Raw genomic sequence first — 14753 nt, 5'->3', positions numbered from 1 at the left:
GCTCAGGTTTGGACCATTAGTCGTGTCAGCCCGTGGAAGTGGTACGTGTTGGCATATTCCGGGGATTCGGCCAGTCGCAGACCCGGACAACGGTCAAAAAGAACCGGCAGAGCGATCCGCATTTCCAGCCGGGCCAGCGGGGCGCCGACGCAGAAATGCAAACCACCGCCAAAGCTCGTGTTGGCCTGAATGCTGCGGGTGGGGTCAAAGTTGTCCGGGTCGGTCCAGACGTCCGGGTCACGGTTGGCGGCCCCAAGCATCAACGCCACCTGATCGCCGCGGGCAAACTGATTGCCAAAAACCTCGACGTCCTCATAGGCATAGCGCGTGAACATATGTAGCGGCGGGTCGAAGCGCAGGATCTCCTCGACCGTCATGTCGATTGTGTCCGGGCTCAGGGCATCAGGGGTGGTTCCGGACTCCAAAAGTGTTTTGACGCCGTTGCCCAGCGAATGAACGGTTGCCTCATGGCCGGCGTTCAACAATAGGATGCAGGTAGCGATCAACTCGTCGCGTGACAGTTTCTCGCCGTCTTCCTCTGCCGTGATCAAACGGGTGATCAGATCATCTTTCGGTTCGGATCGGCGGTGAGAGACGTAGTCGTTCAGAAATGCCGAGAACTCGGCGGCGGCCTGTGCTGCCTGATCTTCGGTCTCGCGGGTGCGACTGGCCTGATACATGGCGACCATGGCGTGGGACCACTGCAACAACTGCGGTGCCATGCTTTCGGGTACACCCAGCAACCGGCAGATCGTGATCACAGGAACCTGCGTGCAATAGGCATCCAGAATGTCGAATGGAGCATCGGGGAACGCGTCGATCAGGTTGTGACACAGCCTTTCGATGTCCGGTGCGAGCGCTCCGATAGCCCGCGAGGTAAAGGCGCGCAGAACCAGAGCGCGAAGGCGGGTATGGCGCGGAGGTTCGGCTTCGAGTAGCGAATGCGCTTCGACCGTCAGCCACGGCGCAAGGTGATCGGGGCCTTTTGTGGCCATCTCTGGCGGTACTTCACGTCCGAAACGCCGATCGCGCAAGAGGGTCTGGACCGCCGCGTGAGACATCGCCGCGGGCATGTCGTAGTCCTGCCAGTACACCAAGTCACCGTGATCGCGCGCTGCCCGGTAGAAAGGGTAGGTGTTTTGAACAAATTCGGGCTCGGTCGGAGATTGGTGCACGGTCTTCATGCGGCGCAGACTTGCCATGCGGCGCTGTGAATGCAAGACCCTGTTTCATGCAAAGAGTTTGGGTCACGATTGGTTTCCTGTTCGCGGTCGCGCTGTTGTCGGCGGCCGTCTGGTCTTATGGGTACCGGCAGGCGCTCTCTCAGCTTAGCGAGAAAGCCGAGGCCGATCTGGAGTTGGCGTCGGATCGTCTGAGCACTCAGTTGCAGGTCTATCAGGAACTTGCGGTGCTGATGGCCGAGCACCCGACGCTGCGGGCGTTGGACACCAGCGACCGGCGACGGGCGGCGCAGGCGCTTCTGCTGGAGGTCGCGGACAAGACCTCGGCTGTGGATGTTCTTTATGCGGACAAGACCGGGCGCGTTCTGGCCGCTGCGCGGGACGTGGTGAATGGCAACATGGCCGACCAGCCCGCGTTTCAACGCGCGCTACACGGCGCTCTTGGCAGCTCGCACGGGGTTTTGCGCGACACTGGAAACCGGATCTATTCCTATGCGGCGCCTGCGTTTTCCGAAGATGGTCAGGTAACCGGAGCCCTGATGGTCATCGCGGATGTCGAAGACGTTGAAAGCACGTGGCGCGGCAGTACCGAGGCGGTGTTTTTTGTGGATCGTTCTGGCTCGGTCTTCATTTCCAACCGGTCCGAACTGCTGTTTTGGCAACGTCCGCCGGGGCAGATCGGCTTGCAGCCGGCTGATGGCAAGCCGGGCGCGTTTTCGTCTACACGCATGGGCCCGCACGAACTATGGTCGATCGGCTGGAGCCCGTACTTGCCGGATCGCGCCCTGCACTTGACCCGCGATCTGCCGGTGATCGGAATGACCGGCGAAGTCTTGATGGATGTGACGCCGGCACGACGTCTGGCCGGATTGCAGGCCGCCGCGGTCGCAGCGATCTGCCTTGCCTTTGGCGCGTTGCTGTTTCTGGCGACCGAACGGCGGCGTACGCTGGCCGAAGCCAATGCGGTGCTGGAGAGCCGGGTGGCACAGCGGACCCGCGCTTTGACGGCCGCAAACGTGGCGCTGCGCCGCGAGGTGGCCGAGCGGCAAGAGGCCGAAGCGGCGTTGAAACGCGCGCAGGACGATCTGGTACAGGCGGGCAAGCTGAGCGCGCTGGGGAAAATGTCGGCGGGCATCAGTCACGAATTGAATCAGCCGCTGATGGCCATCCGGCAATACGCCGACAACGGCACGGCCTTTCTGTTGCAGGGCAAGCCCGAAAAGGCCCGCGAAAACCTGGGGCGAATCTCGGACATGGCTGCCCGTATGGCGCGCATTATCAAGAACTTGCGAGCTTTTGCCCGCAATGAGAGCGAGCCTATGGGCAAGGTCGATCTGGTTCAGGTGCTCAACACCGCCGTCGAACTGACCGACGGCCGGTTGCGCTCGGACGGGGTCAAGTTGATCTGGCAACCGCCCAATGCACCTGTCTTTGCCTGGGGCGGAGAGGTGCGGCTGGTCCAGGTCTTCGTCAATCTGATTACCAATGCCGCCGACGCGATGACCGGCCGCGAAACCCGAAGCCTGACGATCACGCTGACCCGTGGCGAGCGGTTGATGGTCGCGGTGCGCGATACCGGCCCGGGCATTCAGGATCCCGATCGCGTTTTTGAGCCGTTCTACACGACCAAAACCGTTGGCTCATCCGAGGGAATGGGCCTTGGCCTTTCGATCTCATACGGTCTGGTCCAGAGTTTCGGAGGAGAGATACGCGGCGCGAACATGCCCGACGGAGCAGAATTCACCGTCGAGTTGGAACCTTTTGAAAAGGAAGCCGCGGCATGATCCGAACGGTTCTATTGGTCGATGATGACGCTGCCGTGCGTGAGGCACTGGCCCAGACTCTGGAGCTTGCGGACTATTCCGTAATTCCCGCTGGATCGTTTGTGGCTGCCAAAGACCATATCCGGGACGATTTCCCAGGTGTGATTGTCTCGGATATTCGGATGCCGGGACGGGATGGGTTTCATCTTCTGTCCTATGCCCGCGAGGTCGACTCGGAGTTGCCGGTCGTTCTGCTGACCGGCGAGGGCGACATACCGATGGCGGTGCAGGCCATGGGGCAGGGCGCGTTCGACTTTCTTGAGAAGCCCTGCGCTGCCGCCGATCTGCTTGCGGTTCTGAGCCGCGCATTTGCTGCGCGCAGTCAGGTATTGGACCACCGGGCAGCCAAGCGCGAACTGGAGAAGGGTGATCCTGCGGCCCGCTTGTTGTTCGGTTTATCACCGCAGGCTGATGCATTGCGAAACAGGGTGCGCAGCGTTGCCCCAACTCAGGCCGAAGTTCTGGTAACCGGACCACCCGGCAGCGGCATTTCGAAAGTCGCCGAAGTCATCCATTTGATGTCACCCCGCGCGCAGGGGCCGTTCGTCAAGCGCCCGGCGTCAGGTCTGGGAGCGGATGCCCTGCAGGCGATATGCAAGGATGCGGCAGCCGGATCGTTGTTTCTGGATGAAGTCTCGGCCATGCCCGAGGCGACGCAATATGCGGCCCTGGAGATGATCGAAAACGGGCCCGGGGTCCGCATCATCGCCGGAACAACCGCGGATCTGGCCGAGATGGCGGCCGAGGGTCGGTTCAACGCAGATTTGTTCTATCGGTTGGACGTGATGCGGGTGCGCGTACCGTCTTTGGCCGAACGCCCCGAGGACATCCCGGTGATCTTTCGCCACTACGTCGCCCAGGCGGCCGAGCAGGCCGGGATCGCGGTACCTGATGTCTCGTCCGAACACTTGGCGTCATTGATGGCACGGGACTGGCCCGGCAACGCGCGTTCACTGATGTCAGCTGCGATGCGTTTTGTTCTGGGGATGCCCGAGGATGTTGCCGCCGCGGCCGATCTTGGGCTGAACGAACAGATGGCGCGCGTTGAGCGCTCGTTGCTGATTGCGGCCTTGGGTCGTCACAACGGAAGGGCGTCGGATGCGGCCAAGTCCCTGAAACTGCCGCGTAAGACGTTCTACGACAAATTGGCCCGCTACGGCATACGCCCTGAAGACTATCGGCGCTGACGCGGAACGATTCGCCCGATGATTCGATGTATGTGCGGTTTTTCGCACACTCGCGCATTTGGGTGTGCGGTTTCCCGCACAAATGTCTGCGATAACAAAATACTCATTGCGGATGTTCTATTTAAGCCAATGAAAAGTAATTAGAAAATCTGTCTTCTGCCAGTCGTTTTCGAATTGTTGAACGGTGACCGTCGATTCGTTTCACTCTTGCGCATCCGGCATCCGCATGGATGTCAAAGGAAGTTTCTTTGGAAGTCTGGGAGGAAAAGACAGATGAAATTCCTGGCAACAGCCGCCACCGCGCTTGCGCTTTCCGTTACCGCAACAGCGGGCTTCGCTGCCTGCGACGATGGCGAGATCGTCGTCAAGTTCGCGCATGTGACGAACACCGACAAGCACCCCAAGGGCATCGCCGCATCGCTGCTCGAGCAGCGCGTGAATGACGAGATGAACGGCGTCATGTGCATGGAGGTCTATCCGAACTCGACCTTGTACAACGACGACAAGGTTCTCGAGGCGATGCTGCAGGGCGACGTGCAACTGGCCGCCCCGTCGCTGTCGAAGTTCGAGAAGTTCACCAAGCAGTTCCGTCTGTTCGACCTGCCGTTCATGTTCAAGAACATCGACGCGGTTGATGCGTTCCAGGCCTCGGCGGATGGCCAGGCAATGAAGGATAGCATGCAGCGCCGCGGCCTGCAGGGTCTGGCGTTCTGGCACAACGGCATGAAGCAGATGTCGGCCAACAAGCCGCTGATCGATCCTTCGGACGCCAACGGACTGAAATTCCGCGTTCAGTCTTCGGACGTGCTGGTTGCGCAGATGGAAGCCATCGGCGGCAGCCCGCAGAAAATGGCCTTCTCGGAAGTCTATGGTGCTCTGCAGCAGGGCGTTGTGGACGGTCAGGAGAACACCTGGTCGAACATCTACGGCAAGAAGTTCTTCGAAGTTCAGGATGGCATCACCGAAACCAACCACGGCATCATCGACTATCTGGTCGTGACTTCGGTCGACTGGCTGGACAGCCTGGATCCGGAAGTGCGCGAGCAGTTCTTGACGATCCTGGCCGAGGTGACCGAAGAGCGCAACAAAGAGGCGTTTGCGGTCAACGAAAAGGCCAAGCAGGCCATCATCGACGCGGGCGGAACGATCCGCGAGCTGACACCCGAGCAGCGTCAGGCCTGGGTCGACGCGATGAAGCCGGTTTGGGACAAGTTCTCCGGTGACGTCGGTCAGGACAAGATCGACGCCGCTCAGGCGATCAACGCCGGGTTCTGATCCGACACGCAGGTGTGCTCCGACGGTCGCAAGCCCGCCGGAGCACATACCAGGTGGGCCCAATCGCGCCCGCCACCTCGATAAATCAACAAAAATGGGGACAGAAAGATGTCTGGTGCGAAAACCGGCCCCGGTGGGCTGGTCGACCGAATCGAAGAAACCCTGATCGCGTTGCTTCTTGGCCTGATGACGGCCGTGACCTTTGCCAACGTGATCGCGCGTTTCGTCTTCAACTCCAACATCCTTTGGGCGCTAGAGCTGACCGTATTCACTTTCGGATGGCTGGTATTGCTGGGGGCGTCCTACGCCGTCAAGAAACACGCGCATCTGGGTGTGGATGCCATCCTGAATATGCTGCCTCCGGCACCGCGCAGGGTATTGGCACTGATCGCGGTGGGGTGCTGCCTCGTATTCTCGCTGCTGCTGCTGAAGGGGTCCTACGACTACTGGGCGGTTTTTGCCGACCTGCCTCCGACCTCTGGACGCTGGTTCCCCACGGGCTTTGATTTCGACGCTCGTAGTCAGAGCTTCTACGAGGTGGACGACATCCCCATGGTCGCGCCGCTACGGTTCCTCGAAGACCTCATCAACTATGGCGAGTACTACGAGAAGCTGCCCAAGGTCGTGCCGTATTTCGTCCTGCCGCTGTCGATGCTGCTGCTGGTGATCCGCTTTGCCCAGGCCGGGTTGCAGATCCTGCGCGGTGAGGCCGACCGTATTGTCGCAAGCCACGAGGTTGAGGACGAGATCGAAGAAGTCCGGGCCCTTCAGGGAGAACACGACTGATGGATGTAGTACTACTTTTTGCCATGGTCGTGGGCCTGCTGCTGATCGGCGTTCCGATCGCGGTCGCCCTAGGGCTGAGCTCGACCCTGTTTCTTCTGATCTACTCGGACAGCTCACTGGCTTCGGTTGCCGGGACCCTGTTCGAGGCGTTCGAGGGCCACTTTACCCTGCTGGCCATCCCGTTCTTCATCCTTGCATCGTCCTTCATGACGACCGGAGGGGTGGCACGCCGGATCATTCGGTTCTCGATCGCCTGCGTTGGTCACCTGCCTGGCGGTCTGGCAATCGCGGGCGTGTTCGCATGTATGCTGTTCGCCGCGCTGTCAGGATCGTCCCCGGCCACCGTTGTTGCGATCGGTTCGATCGTGATCGCCGGTATGCGTCAGGTCGGCTATTCCAAGGAATTCGCAGCTGGCGTCATCTGTAACGCCGGTACGCTGGGTATCCTGATCCCGCCGTCGATCGTTATGGTTGTCTACGCGGCCGCGGTCGAAGTCTCGGTCGGCAGGATGTTCCTTGCCGGTGTCATTCCGGGACTCATGGCCGGGTTCATGCTGATGGTCACAATCTATGTGATGGCCAAGGTCAAGAACCTGCCGAAAGGTGATTGGAAAGGCTGGGGCGAGATATTTGCGTCGGCACGCGAGGCCGGTTGGGGTCTGTTCCTGATCGTCATCATCCTTGGCGGCATCTATGGCGGTATCTTCACACCGACCGAAGCAGCGGCGGTCGCGGCTGTTTACGCCTTCTTCATTGCCAGCTTCGTCTACAAGGACATGGGGCCACTCAGCACCCAGGATGGTGAGCAAAACCTCTCGCTTGTGAAAAAGCCGCTGGCGCTGATCACGGCCTTTTTCCACCCCGACACCAAACATACGCTGTTTGAGGCCGGCAAGCTGACGGTCACCCTGCTTTTCGTCATCGCCAACGCGCTGATCCTCAAGCATGTTCTGACCGATGAGCAGGTGCCGCAACACATTGCCGGCGCAATGCTGTCGGCGGGTCTGGGGCCGATCACTTTCCTGATCGTGGTCAACGTAATCCTTCTGATCGGCGGTCAGTTCATGGAGCCCTCGGGCCTGCTGGTCATCGTGGCGCCGCTGGTGTTTCCGATTGCCATCGAACTGGGCATCGACCCGATCCATCTGGGCATCATCATGGTGGTGAACATGGAAATCGGGATGATCACGCCTCCGGTCGGTCTGAACCTGTTCGTTACGTCGGGCGTCGCGGGAATGCCGATGATGGCCGTCGTGCGCGCAGCACTGCCGTTCCTGGCCGTTCTGTTCGTCTTCCTGATCATGATCACGTACATCCCGTGGCTGTCGACGGTGTTGCCAAATACCTTCATGGGCCCCGAGATCATTACGAACTAGACCATTGCAATCGATCCGAACCGGGCAGCCGGTTCGGATCACTTTTGCGCGGCCGGCCGGCATCTGAAGGGCCGCCTCGCTGAATGGCCGGGCTTGAACTCACCACCGGTTCTTACCACATAGTGACCGAGGACGACCTCCCCACCATGGGTGATCATTCGGGACGACCCGAAGTTCATAGAGGTGTCCCTGATGTCCTGGATCTTTCTTCTTTTTGCCGGTTTGCTGGAAATCGTCTGGGCAGTTGCCATGAAGCAGTCTGCTGGATTCACGCGGCTTTGGCCAACCGTTGTCATGGGGGGCGCGATGCTCGGTTCGTTCGGTTTGCTGGCCCTTGCCATGCGCTCCTTGCCACTGGGAACCGCCTACGTGCTGTGGACGGGTATCGGCGCGGTCGGTGCGTTCCTGGTTGGTGTGATGTTTCTGGGCGAGGCACTGACCCCGCTGCGTGTCATCGCGGCGACGCTGATCGTGTCCGGCATGGTCGCAATGAAACTTGCGTGACCGGCCCGTTGTTGACGCAGGCACCCGCGGTGGGCAGGCTGGAACCACCCTGATCACCGCAACCAACGAGTGCCGAAACATGCTGACCGATGATGACAAGCGCCTGATGCGCGTTGCCTACCAAGAAGCCAAAGCCGGTTTCGATGAGGGCGGTTGCCCGATCGGATCTGTACTGGCTCGGAACGGCATGATCATCTCGCAGGGCCGAAACCAACGGGTTCAGAAGGGGGATCCGATCGCCCATGGCGAGATGGATGCGCTGCGCAAGGCCGGGCGGCAGAAGACGTACCGAGATACCGTTCTGTATACCACCCTGTCTCCGTGCATGATGTGCGCCGGAACGATCGTTCAGTTCGGCATCCCACGCGTGGTCATCGGTGACACGGAAAACTTCGGCGGCAACGAAGATTTCCTGCGCGATCGCGGGGTCGAGGTTGTTTTGGCCGAAGACCCCGACTGCATCGCCCTGATGCGCAGGTTCGTGACCGACCAGCCTGAGCTTTGGGCCGAGGACATCGCGGACTGAGTGTGCGTGGACCGGTCAGGCCTGTTCCAGCGCTGAAATGATGCCCGAGAAATCGCGTGCCTTCAGGCTTGCACCGCCGACCAGCGCGCCGTCCACGTTTGACACTCCGAAAATCTCCGCCGCGTTGTCCGGCTTGACCGAACCGCCATAGAGCAAACGAACCGACCGGCCGACACCTTCGCCAAATCGCCGTTCAAGTCTGGCGCGAATGAAATCGTGGACTTCTCCGATTTCTTCCAAGGTGGGAACCTTGCCGGTGCCGATGGCCCAGATCGGTTCATAAGCCACGACGAGGTTCTCTCCGGTAGCAAGATCCGGGATCGATCCGGACAACTGTCCGCCAATGATATCGAGCGTATTGGCCGCTTCGCGCTGTTCAAGGCTTTCGCCGACGCAGATGATTGCGGTCAGGCCCGCGTTCATGGCTGCCCGGGCCTTGGCGCGGATATCGTCGTCTTTCTCGCCGTGGTCTTCTCGCCGTTCCGAATGCCCGACGATTATGCTGGTCGCGCCGGCGTCTTTCAGCATCTCGGCGCTCAGATCACCCGTATGGGCGCCCGAAACTTCGGCGTGGCAATCCTGTCCGCCGATGGCGACGCCCGAGCCTTGCACGGCTTGTGCGGCCCGGTGGATCAAAGTTGCCGGAGGGCAGATCAGAATATCGACTGTCGGAGAAGGGTGCGTCGCAGTCAGCGTGTCCAACTCGGAAAGAGCAGCCCCGGTTCCGTTCATTTTCCAGTTTCCGGCTGCCAGTCTGCGTCGCATAGCGGGGTCTCCGTGATCTTTCGTGCGTTTCTATCCAGTTAGCACCCGGATCAAGGTCTGACAATTGCGCTTGGGTGGCCGCGCGCTGGCGAGTCGCGCGACGGATCGATCTGGGTGGACTCAACCAGACGGCCCCGGCGGCAGTTCACCTGCCCACAAACGTTGCAGGCTTTAGGTGACTCAGCGCTGTTCGGCCAGGTTTTCGTCGAACTTGATCGACTCGCCGCAGCCACAGGCATCGACGACATTGGGATTCTTGAACTTGAACCCGGATTCCAGCAGCGAAACCTCGTAGTCGATCTCGGTTCCGAACAGAAACATCTGAGCCATCGGAGCGATCATGACCCGCGCCCCATCCTGTTCGACCACTTCGTCATGCGGATCCGGCTGATCGACATACTCCATGGTATATTCCATACCGGCGCAGCCACCTTTCTTGACGCCAATCCGCAGACCGGCATGGCCGCCCGACGTCATCAGGCGGAGGATCTGCTCTGCAGCTTTGGGCGTCATCGTCACGGCCTGTTTGCCGGGAATGCCGAACATCGTCGTCTCCATTTTCGCGCGTTATACCTAATCTAAGGCCCCGAGGGCCCGGGCTCAAGAGAGCGCAGAGCCACAAGTTTGCTCATCGCCGGTTTTGACCGTACCGTACGGGCAGAGGGCAGGGTTTGCCGATGAGATCGAATTGACAGCAGAACAAGGTGGGTTTCGATGATGTTGCGGATTTCAAATAAGATTGGCTTTTGCCGGCAGGTTGCGTTTCTGGCTCTTCTGGTGGCCGGTAGTGCCGTTCATGCAGCGGGCGATCACAAGCGGCACCCGGTGAATTGCTCGACCGCCGAAGGTGACCTGCGCGCAATTGCGGCGGAAAAGAAACATGCCGAGGATCAGCAGGCGGAAAGTGTGGTCGCGATCACGCCGGCCGGGGCGTTGCTTGGATTGATCTCTGGAACGGAACAGAAGCGGTTGCAGATGCTGTCGGGTGACTATGTCAAGAAACTGGACGACCGCGCCGCCGAGATCAAAGCACAGTGCAACGTGAACTGAGTGTACCTCAGAGAGTAAAATAGGGCCGCTCTCGGGCAAGAACGGCCCAGTATTGCAGAGCCTCGGCAGGGGGGCGGTAGACGCTCAAACGTGGTCGCCATTGACTCCTGGGGCGATATTTGAGTTGCCGAGTTCCTGTGACGGGTCCGACTGCGAAGCCCGCGTTGTACTTGTTGCGCAGCAACGTAACGGTTCGACGACCGATCCGTGACAACTGGGTTTCAGGTTTGTGACAATTCCCACGCGCTCAGCGCGGCAGGCCCTTACATGAAGCCAAGTTCCAGCCGGGCTTCGTCGGACATCATCTCCATGCCCCAGGGTGGTTCCCAGGTCAGTTCGACATCCACCTCCTTGACCCCGGCAACGGGCTCGATGGCCTCGACGATCCAGCCGGGCATGTCACCGGCCACCGGGCAACCCGGAGCGGTCAGGGTCATGATGATCTTGACGGCGTTGTCGCTGCTGATGTCGATCGTGTAGATCAGTCCAAGGTCATAGATATTGACCGGAATTTCAGGGTCATAGACAGTCCTGCAGGCCTCGACCACGGATTCGTACAGAGGGTGCTCAACGGTCGAAGGCGCAATCAGGGGCGTGCCTTCAAGCTGTTCGCTGGGGTGGGTCATGAATGCCTCGGGTTGTTACCTGAGCAATTATATAGGGAAAGCTGAAGGCAGCGTCCAGAGGGGGGAGGGCGCCCCGCTACAGGGCGCCGCACCGGTCAGTCGTTGATGTCGTGGTCAAACGTCCTGACTTGCCCATGTGGCAGCGCGAACATGCGCCGCAGAACGAGCCATGCGATCAACGACAAGGTGGCGAAGATCAAAAGCAGGACAGGCAGGTTCGGTGCCAAGCCGGGGATGACCAGAAGGATGCCGGTGATAGCCGCCCCGATAGCGAAGCCAAGGAAGATGAAACCTGGCAAAGCCACTTCCAGAATGCCCAGCGCCAGTGCGGCTGCCAGCCATACCCACCACGTCAGCCAGAACGGATCTGCCATCATTTGCCTCCCTTGAGCATTTTGAAGGCGTCGCCAAACGCTTCGAGCGCATTTGCGGGCACAACAATCGTCTGGCTGCCTCCGCTTTTGCCCATCGCATTCAATGCCTCAACTTGTTTCAGCGCAACCTGATACTGGGCGGCTTCGATCCCATTGTCCTGGATGGCCTTTGCGACGACGCCGGTTGCATAGGCTTCCGCGTCCGCCTGAACGCGACGCGCCTTGGCGGCTTGTTCCGCAGCATACAGCTCTGCGTCGGCCTGGAGTTCGACCGCGCGTTTCTGGCCCTCGGCTTCGGTTACCTGAGCGCGACGTGCGCGTTCGGCATTCAACTGCTGAAGCATGGCGTCGCGGGTCGCCTGATCCAGGTTTACGTCCAGAATTTCGGCGCGGGTTACCTCGATCCCCCAGTCGTCAACTGCGGTTTCGACGCTTTCTTGAATGCGTTCAATCAGTTGCGCGCGATTTGACTGAACTTCGTCCAGGTCCATTTTGCCGATTTCAGCCCGCACGATACCAGCGACGGTCGTTGCGATGGCGCCGTCGACGTCCCGAATGCGGTAGACGGTCTTTTCAGGCTCGAGGATACGGTAGAAGACCGAAGTATCGATCTGCACCAACACGTTGTCCTTGGTGATTGCATCCTGCGTCGCATTGGGCAGCTGACGTTCCAAGATGGATATCTTGTGGCGCGCAACGTCAAGAAAAGGAACGATAAAGTTGATCCCGGGGCCCAGCACAGAGTGGAGGCGTCCGAACCGTTCGACCACGTATTTCTCGGATTGTGGAACGATCTTGATACCCTTGAGGATGATGACGACAACCAAGGCCGCCCCAAGCAGGTAGATGATGTTCGATGATAGCAGTCCGATGATCTGGTCTTCGGTCATTTCTGTCCTCATTTTTTGTGTACGATGGTATACATTTGGGGATTGAAGGGCTGAATTTCAACTCAGCTATGAAATGAACCGAACAGGATATCCATGCAAGGTAATTGGGGCAAAGCACGGAGATTTCGGGTCGTGGCTGCTTTGCATCCGCCGTTGATTGCGCTATCGGGGCGAAATGAAACTGATTATCGACACTGACCCCGGCATCGACGATGCCATGGCGATCGCCTACGCCGCCGCCGCTCCGGAAATTGACCTGATCGGCCTGACTACGGTCTTTGGCAATACGCATGTCCAGCAGTCCAGCCGGAACGCGCGGTTTCTGGCTCACAAGCTGGGGTTGGACATACCTGTGGCGCAGGGCGCAGCGTTTCCATGGGAAGCTGACGCACACACGCCCTCAAAGCACGTGCATGGGGATGAAGGTTTTGGCGATTTGGTCGATGTGCCCGAGATCGGCGCGAACCACGACCTGAGCGCAGCCGAGTTCCTGGTTGAGATGGCCCGGCGTCACAAGAAGGACCTGACGGTGTGTGCGGTTGGGCCGCTGACCAACCTTGCCGATGCGATGCGTCTGGATCCGGATTTCGCTCAGAACATCGGCCAATTGGTCATCATGGGCGGAGCAGTCTTCTGTCCTGGCAACATCACCGAACACGCCGAGGCGAATATCTATCACGATGCGAAAGCTGCAGACGAGGTGTTTGCCCAGCCCGCTCCGACGGTTCTGGTGGGTCTGGATGTGACCTTGAAAACGCTCTATCGCGCGGTTGATTTCGAGGAACTGGCGCGACGTGCGCCTCAAATCGGTGGATTTCTGAACGATATCTCTCAGTTCTATCTGAGTTTCTACCGCGACGTTGCCGGGTTGGACGGCTGCGGTCTTCATGACTCGACGGCCGTCATCGCCTGTTCGCACCGTGCGATGTTCGAAATTCAAGAAACAGGGTTGAAGGTGGTAACCGAGGGACCCGAGGTTGGGGCAACCCGGCCGGACCCGTCTCGCCCACCGTTGCAGGTGTGCTGTGACGTCGTTGGTCAGCAGGTGGTGGACCTGTTCACCCAAAGGGTTGCCAGCTTGCCTTGACGGGTTGCAATGGCCGGGCAGATCGGGCAAAGCCTGCCCGGTTCAGCGACCCGAGGCGATGACATGACCCAGCGTTTCTCATTCGAATTGAAGGCCACCGACGGCAAAGCCCGCACCGGCGTGATCCACACGCCGCGGGGCGAGGTGCGCACGCCGGCCTTCATGCCCGTGGGCACCGCCGCGACGGTCAAGGCGATGATGCCCGAAAGCGTGCGGGCCACCGGCGCCGACATCCTGTTGGGCAACACCTATCACCTGATGCTGCGGCCCACGGCCGAACGGATCGACCGTTTGGGCGGGCTGCACAAATTCATGAACTGGGAGCGCCCGATCCTGACCGACTCGGGCGGGTTTCAGGTGATGTCCCTGGCGGGTCTGCGCAAGCTGACCGAGAAGGGCGTGACCTTCAAATCGCATATCGACGGTTCCAAACACGAGCTGACACCCGAGCGGTCGATGGAGATCCAGCGCCTGTTGGGGTCGGACATCGTGATGTGTTTCGACGAATGCCCCGCATTGCCTGCCGACCGCGACCGGATCGCCGAGTCGATGCGCCTGTCGATGCGATGGGCCGAACGGTCGCGCGAGGCGTTCGGCGACCGGCCCGGCCATGCGCTGTTCGGGATCATGCAGGGCGGGTTGGAGCGCGACCTACGCGAGGAAAGCGCCGAGGCGCTGAAGGCCATCGGGTTCGAGGGATATGCCGTTGGTGGCCTCGCGGTGGGCGAGGGGCAGGAGGCCATGTTCGACTGTCTGGACTATGCGCCTGATTTCCTACCGACCGATAAGCCGCGCTATCTGATGGGCGTGGGCAAGCCCGACGACATCGTGGGCGCCGTGGCGCGCGGGATCGACATGATGGATTGCGTGCTGCCGTCGCGCTCGGGACGGACGGGGCAGGTGTTCACCCGCCGCGGGGTCGTGAACATCAAGAACGCCCGCCACGCCGACGATCCGCGTCCGCTGGACGAACAGTGCCCGTGCCCAGCCTGCTCGAATTACTCGCGCGCCTACCTGCACCATGTATTCCGGGCCAACGAAATGATTTCGGGCATGCTGCTGACCTGGCACAATCTTCATTATTTCCAGGAGATCATGCAGGGCATGCGGGACGCCATCGCCGCCGGTGCATTCGAGGCCTGGCAGGCCGAGTTCCATGCGCAGCGGGCGCAGGGTGATATCGAGCCGCTCTAACGGGCGTGTTGGGCGACCCGAGCCAAAATCAGTGGATATGTTGTCGCGATGCCTTGCAGTCGGGGAAACCTCGGGCCATTCTGATTGGCACAGGTTAGGCGACGAGGTT

16 protein-coding genes are annotated in these 14753 nt (G+C 60.1%); 10 read left to right on the top strand and 6 right to left on the bottom strand.

What is annotated here, in order from left to right; genetic code table 11:
* Nucleotides 1–2: 2 nt before the first annotated feature.
* Entirely contained in the window at nucleotides 3–1184 is a 1182-nt protein-coding gene (locus ACR3EL_RS08960; RefSeq protein ID WP_170339461.1) for a cytochrome P450, read from the bottom strand.
* A gap of 47 nt (nucleotides 1185–1231) precedes the next feature.
* On the opposite strand from ACR3EL_RS08960, the gene ACR3EL_RS08955 reads away from it, so the two are divergent.
* The 7 genes from ACR3EL_RS08955 (at nucleotide 1232) to ACR3EL_RS08925 (ending at nucleotide 8658) form a co-directional block, all read left to right on the top strand.
* The gene (locus ACR3EL_RS08955; RefSeq protein WP_170338832.1) at nucleotides 1232–2965 is read left to right on the top strand and encodes a sensor histidine kinase; all 1734 of its coding nucleotides are present in this window, start codon (nucleotides 1232–1234) and stop codon (nucleotides 2963–2965) included.
* Nucleotides 2962–4191: a sigma-54-dependent transcriptional regulator gene (locus ACR3EL_RS08950; protein ID WP_170338830.1), complete on the top strand. Its 1230-nt coding sequence runs from the start codon at nucleotides 2962–2964 to the stop codon at nucleotides 4189–4191. The genes ACR3EL_RS08955 and ACR3EL_RS08950 overlap by 4 nt, the downstream gene beginning before the upstream one ends.
* 273 nt (nucleotides 4192–4464) lie before the next feature.
* Complete coding sequence (locus ACR3EL_RS08945; RefSeq protein WP_170338828.1) at nucleotides 4465–5466, top strand: DctP family TRAP transporter solute-binding subunit; 1002 nt, start codon at nucleotides 4465–4467, stop codon at nucleotides 5464–5466.
* Between the two features lie 108 nt (nucleotides 5467–5574).
* The gene (locus tag ACR3EL_RS08940) at nucleotides 5575–6252 is read left to right on the top strand and encodes a TRAP transporter small permease (protein WP_170338826.1); all 678 of its coding nucleotides are present in this window, start codon (nucleotides 5575–5577) and stop codon (nucleotides 6250–6252) included.
* A complete protein-coding gene (locus tag ACR3EL_RS08935) occupies nucleotides 6252–7628 on the top strand; it encodes a TRAP transporter large permease (RefSeq protein WP_170338824.1) in 1377 nt (458 codons plus the stop codon). The genes ACR3EL_RS08940 and ACR3EL_RS08935 overlap by 1 nt, the downstream gene beginning before the upstream one ends.
* Nucleotides 7629–7820: 192 nt before the next feature.
* Nucleotides 7821–8132, top strand: a complete 312-nt coding sequence (locus tag ACR3EL_RS08930) for a DMT family transporter (protein WP_170338823.1) — start codon at nucleotides 7821–7823, stop codon at nucleotides 8130–8132.
* Nucleotides 8133–8211: 79 nt separating this feature from the next.
* On the top strand, nucleotides 8212–8658 hold the full coding sequence (locus ACR3EL_RS08925; RefSeq protein ID WP_170338821.1) for a nucleoside deaminase: 447 nt from the start codon (nucleotides 8212–8214) through the stop codon (nucleotides 8656–8658).
* Between the two features lie 15 nt (nucleotides 8659–8673).
* Here the strand turns inward: ACR3EL_RS08925 and tpiA are convergent, their stop codons facing one another.
* Both tpiA and ACR3EL_RS08915 read right to left on the bottom strand, forming a co-directional pair.
* Nucleotides 8674–9423: a triose-phosphate isomerase gene (gene tpiA, locus ACR3EL_RS08920; protein ID WP_480721263.1), complete on the bottom strand. Its 750-nt coding sequence runs from the start codon at nucleotides 9421–9423 to the stop codon at nucleotides 8674–8676.
* Between the two features lie 180 nt (nucleotides 9424–9603).
* On the bottom strand, nucleotides 9604–9969 hold the full coding sequence (locus ACR3EL_RS08915) for a HesB/IscA family protein (protein ID WP_170338817.1): 366 nt from the start codon (nucleotides 9967–9969) through the stop codon (nucleotides 9604–9606).
* 168 nt (nucleotides 9970–10137) lie between these two features.
* On the opposite strand from ACR3EL_RS08915, the gene ACR3EL_RS08910 reads away from it, so the two are divergent.
* Entirely contained in the window at nucleotides 10138–10473 is a 336-nt protein-coding gene (locus tag ACR3EL_RS08910; protein WP_480656800.1) for a hypothetical protein, read from the top strand.
* 263 nt (nucleotides 10474–10736) lie between these two features.
* Here ACR3EL_RS08910 and ACR3EL_RS08905 read toward each other — a convergent pair whose 3' ends face one another.
* The 3 genes from ACR3EL_RS08905 to ACR3EL_RS08895 form a co-directional block, all read right to left on the bottom strand.
* On the bottom strand, nucleotides 10737–11099 hold the full coding sequence (locus ACR3EL_RS08905) for an SUF system Fe-S cluster assembly protein (protein ID WP_093961939.1): 363 nt from the start codon (nucleotides 11097–11099) through the stop codon (nucleotides 10737–10739).
* A 95-nt stretch (nucleotides 11100–11194) separates the two neighbouring features.
* Nucleotides 11195–11473 carry an NfeD family protein gene (locus tag ACR3EL_RS08900; protein ID WP_093962948.1) on the bottom strand — a complete coding sequence of 93 codons (279 nt, stop codon included), beginning with the start codon at nucleotides 11471–11473 and terminating at the stop codon, nucleotides 11195–11197.
* A complete protein-coding gene (locus tag ACR3EL_RS08895; RefSeq protein WP_170338815.1) occupies nucleotides 11473–12363 on the bottom strand; it encodes an SPFH domain-containing protein in 891 nt (296 codons plus the stop codon). Before ACR3EL_RS08895 ends, ACR3EL_RS08900 begins: the two co-directional genes overlap by 1 nt.
* Nucleotides 12364–12538: 175 nt before the next feature.
* On the opposite strand from ACR3EL_RS08895, the gene ACR3EL_RS08890 reads away from it, so the two are divergent.
* Nucleotides 12539–13450, top strand: a complete 912-nt coding sequence (locus ACR3EL_RS08890) for a nucleoside hydrolase (RefSeq protein ID WP_170432883.1) — start codon at nucleotides 12539–12541, stop codon at nucleotides 13448–13450.
* Between the two features lie 63 nt (nucleotides 13451–13513).
* Nucleotides 13514–14644, top strand: a complete 1131-nt coding sequence (gene tgt / locus ACR3EL_RS08885) for a tRNA guanosine(34) transglycosylase Tgt (RefSeq protein WP_480721259.1) — start codon at nucleotides 13514–13516, stop codon at nucleotides 14642–14644.
* Nucleotides 14645–14753: the final 109 nt, after the last annotated feature.

This window comes from Ruegeria sp. BJ3 (assembly GCF_056535665.1).
Note: the sequence above shows the minus strand (reverse complement) of the source record. Positions and strands in the feature narration are given on the sequence as shown.

Excerpts from the sequence above, each read along its gene's own strand:
- ACR3EL_RS08960 (WP_170339461.1), bottom strand. The coding sequence starts at position 1,184 with ATGAAGACCGTGCACCAATCTCCGACCGAGCCCGAATTTGTTCAAAAC.
- ACR3EL_RS08955 (WP_170338832.1), top strand. The coding sequence starts at position 1,232 with ATGCAAAGAGTTTGGGTCACGATTGGTTTCCTGTTCGCGGTCGCGCTG.
- ACR3EL_RS08950 (WP_170338830.1), top strand. The coding sequence starts at position 2,962 with ATGATCCGAACGGTTCTATTGGTCGATGATGACGCTGCCGTGCGTGAG.
- ACR3EL_RS08945 (WP_170338828.1), top strand. The coding sequence starts at position 4,465 with ATGAAATTCCTGGCAACAGCCGCCACCGCGCTTGCGCTTTCCGTTACC.
- ACR3EL_RS08940 (WP_170338826.1), top strand. The coding sequence starts at position 5,575 with ATGTCTGGTGCGAAAACCGGCCCCGGTGGGCTGGTCGACCGAATCGAA.
- ACR3EL_RS08935 (WP_170338824.1), top strand. The coding sequence starts at position 6,252 with ATGGATGTAGTACTACTTTTTGCCATGGTCGTGGGCCTGCTGCTGATC.
- ACR3EL_RS08930 (WP_170338823.1), top strand. The coding sequence starts at position 7,821 with ATGTCCTGGATCTTTCTTCTTTTTGCCGGTTTGCTGGAAATCGTCTGG.
- ACR3EL_RS08925 (WP_170338821.1), top strand. The coding sequence starts at position 8,212 with ATGCTGACCGATGATGACAAGCGCCTGATGCGCGTTGCCTACCAAGAA.
- tpiA (WP_480721263.1), bottom strand. The coding sequence starts at position 9,423 with ATGCGACGCAGACTGGCAGCCGGAAACTGGAAAATGAACGGAACCGGG.
- ACR3EL_RS08915 (WP_170338817.1), bottom strand. The coding sequence starts at position 9,969 with ATGTTCGGCATTCCCGGCAAACAGGCCGTGACGATGACGCCCAAAGCT.
- ACR3EL_RS08910 (WP_480656800.1), top strand. The coding sequence starts at position 10,138 with ATGATGTTGCGGATTTCAAATAAGATTGGCTTTTGCCGGCAGGTTGCG.
- ACR3EL_RS08905 (WP_093961939.1), bottom strand. The coding sequence starts at position 11,099 with ATGACCCACCCCAGCGAACAGCTTGAAGGCACGCCCCTGATTGCGCCT.
- ACR3EL_RS08900 (WP_093962948.1), bottom strand. The coding sequence starts at position 11,473 with ATGGCAGATCCGTTCTGGCTGACGTGGTGGGTATGGCTGGCAGCCGCA.
- ACR3EL_RS08895 (WP_170338815.1), bottom strand. The coding sequence starts at position 12,363 with ATGACCGAAGACCAGATCATCGGACTGCTATCATCGAACATCATCTAC.
- ACR3EL_RS08890 (WP_170432883.1), top strand. The coding sequence starts at position 12,539 with ATGAAACTGATTATCGACACTGACCCCGGCATCGACGATGCCATGGCG.
- tgt (WP_480721259.1), top strand. The coding sequence starts at position 13,514 with ATGACCCAGCGTTTCTCATTCGAATTGAAGGCCACCGACGGCAAAGCC.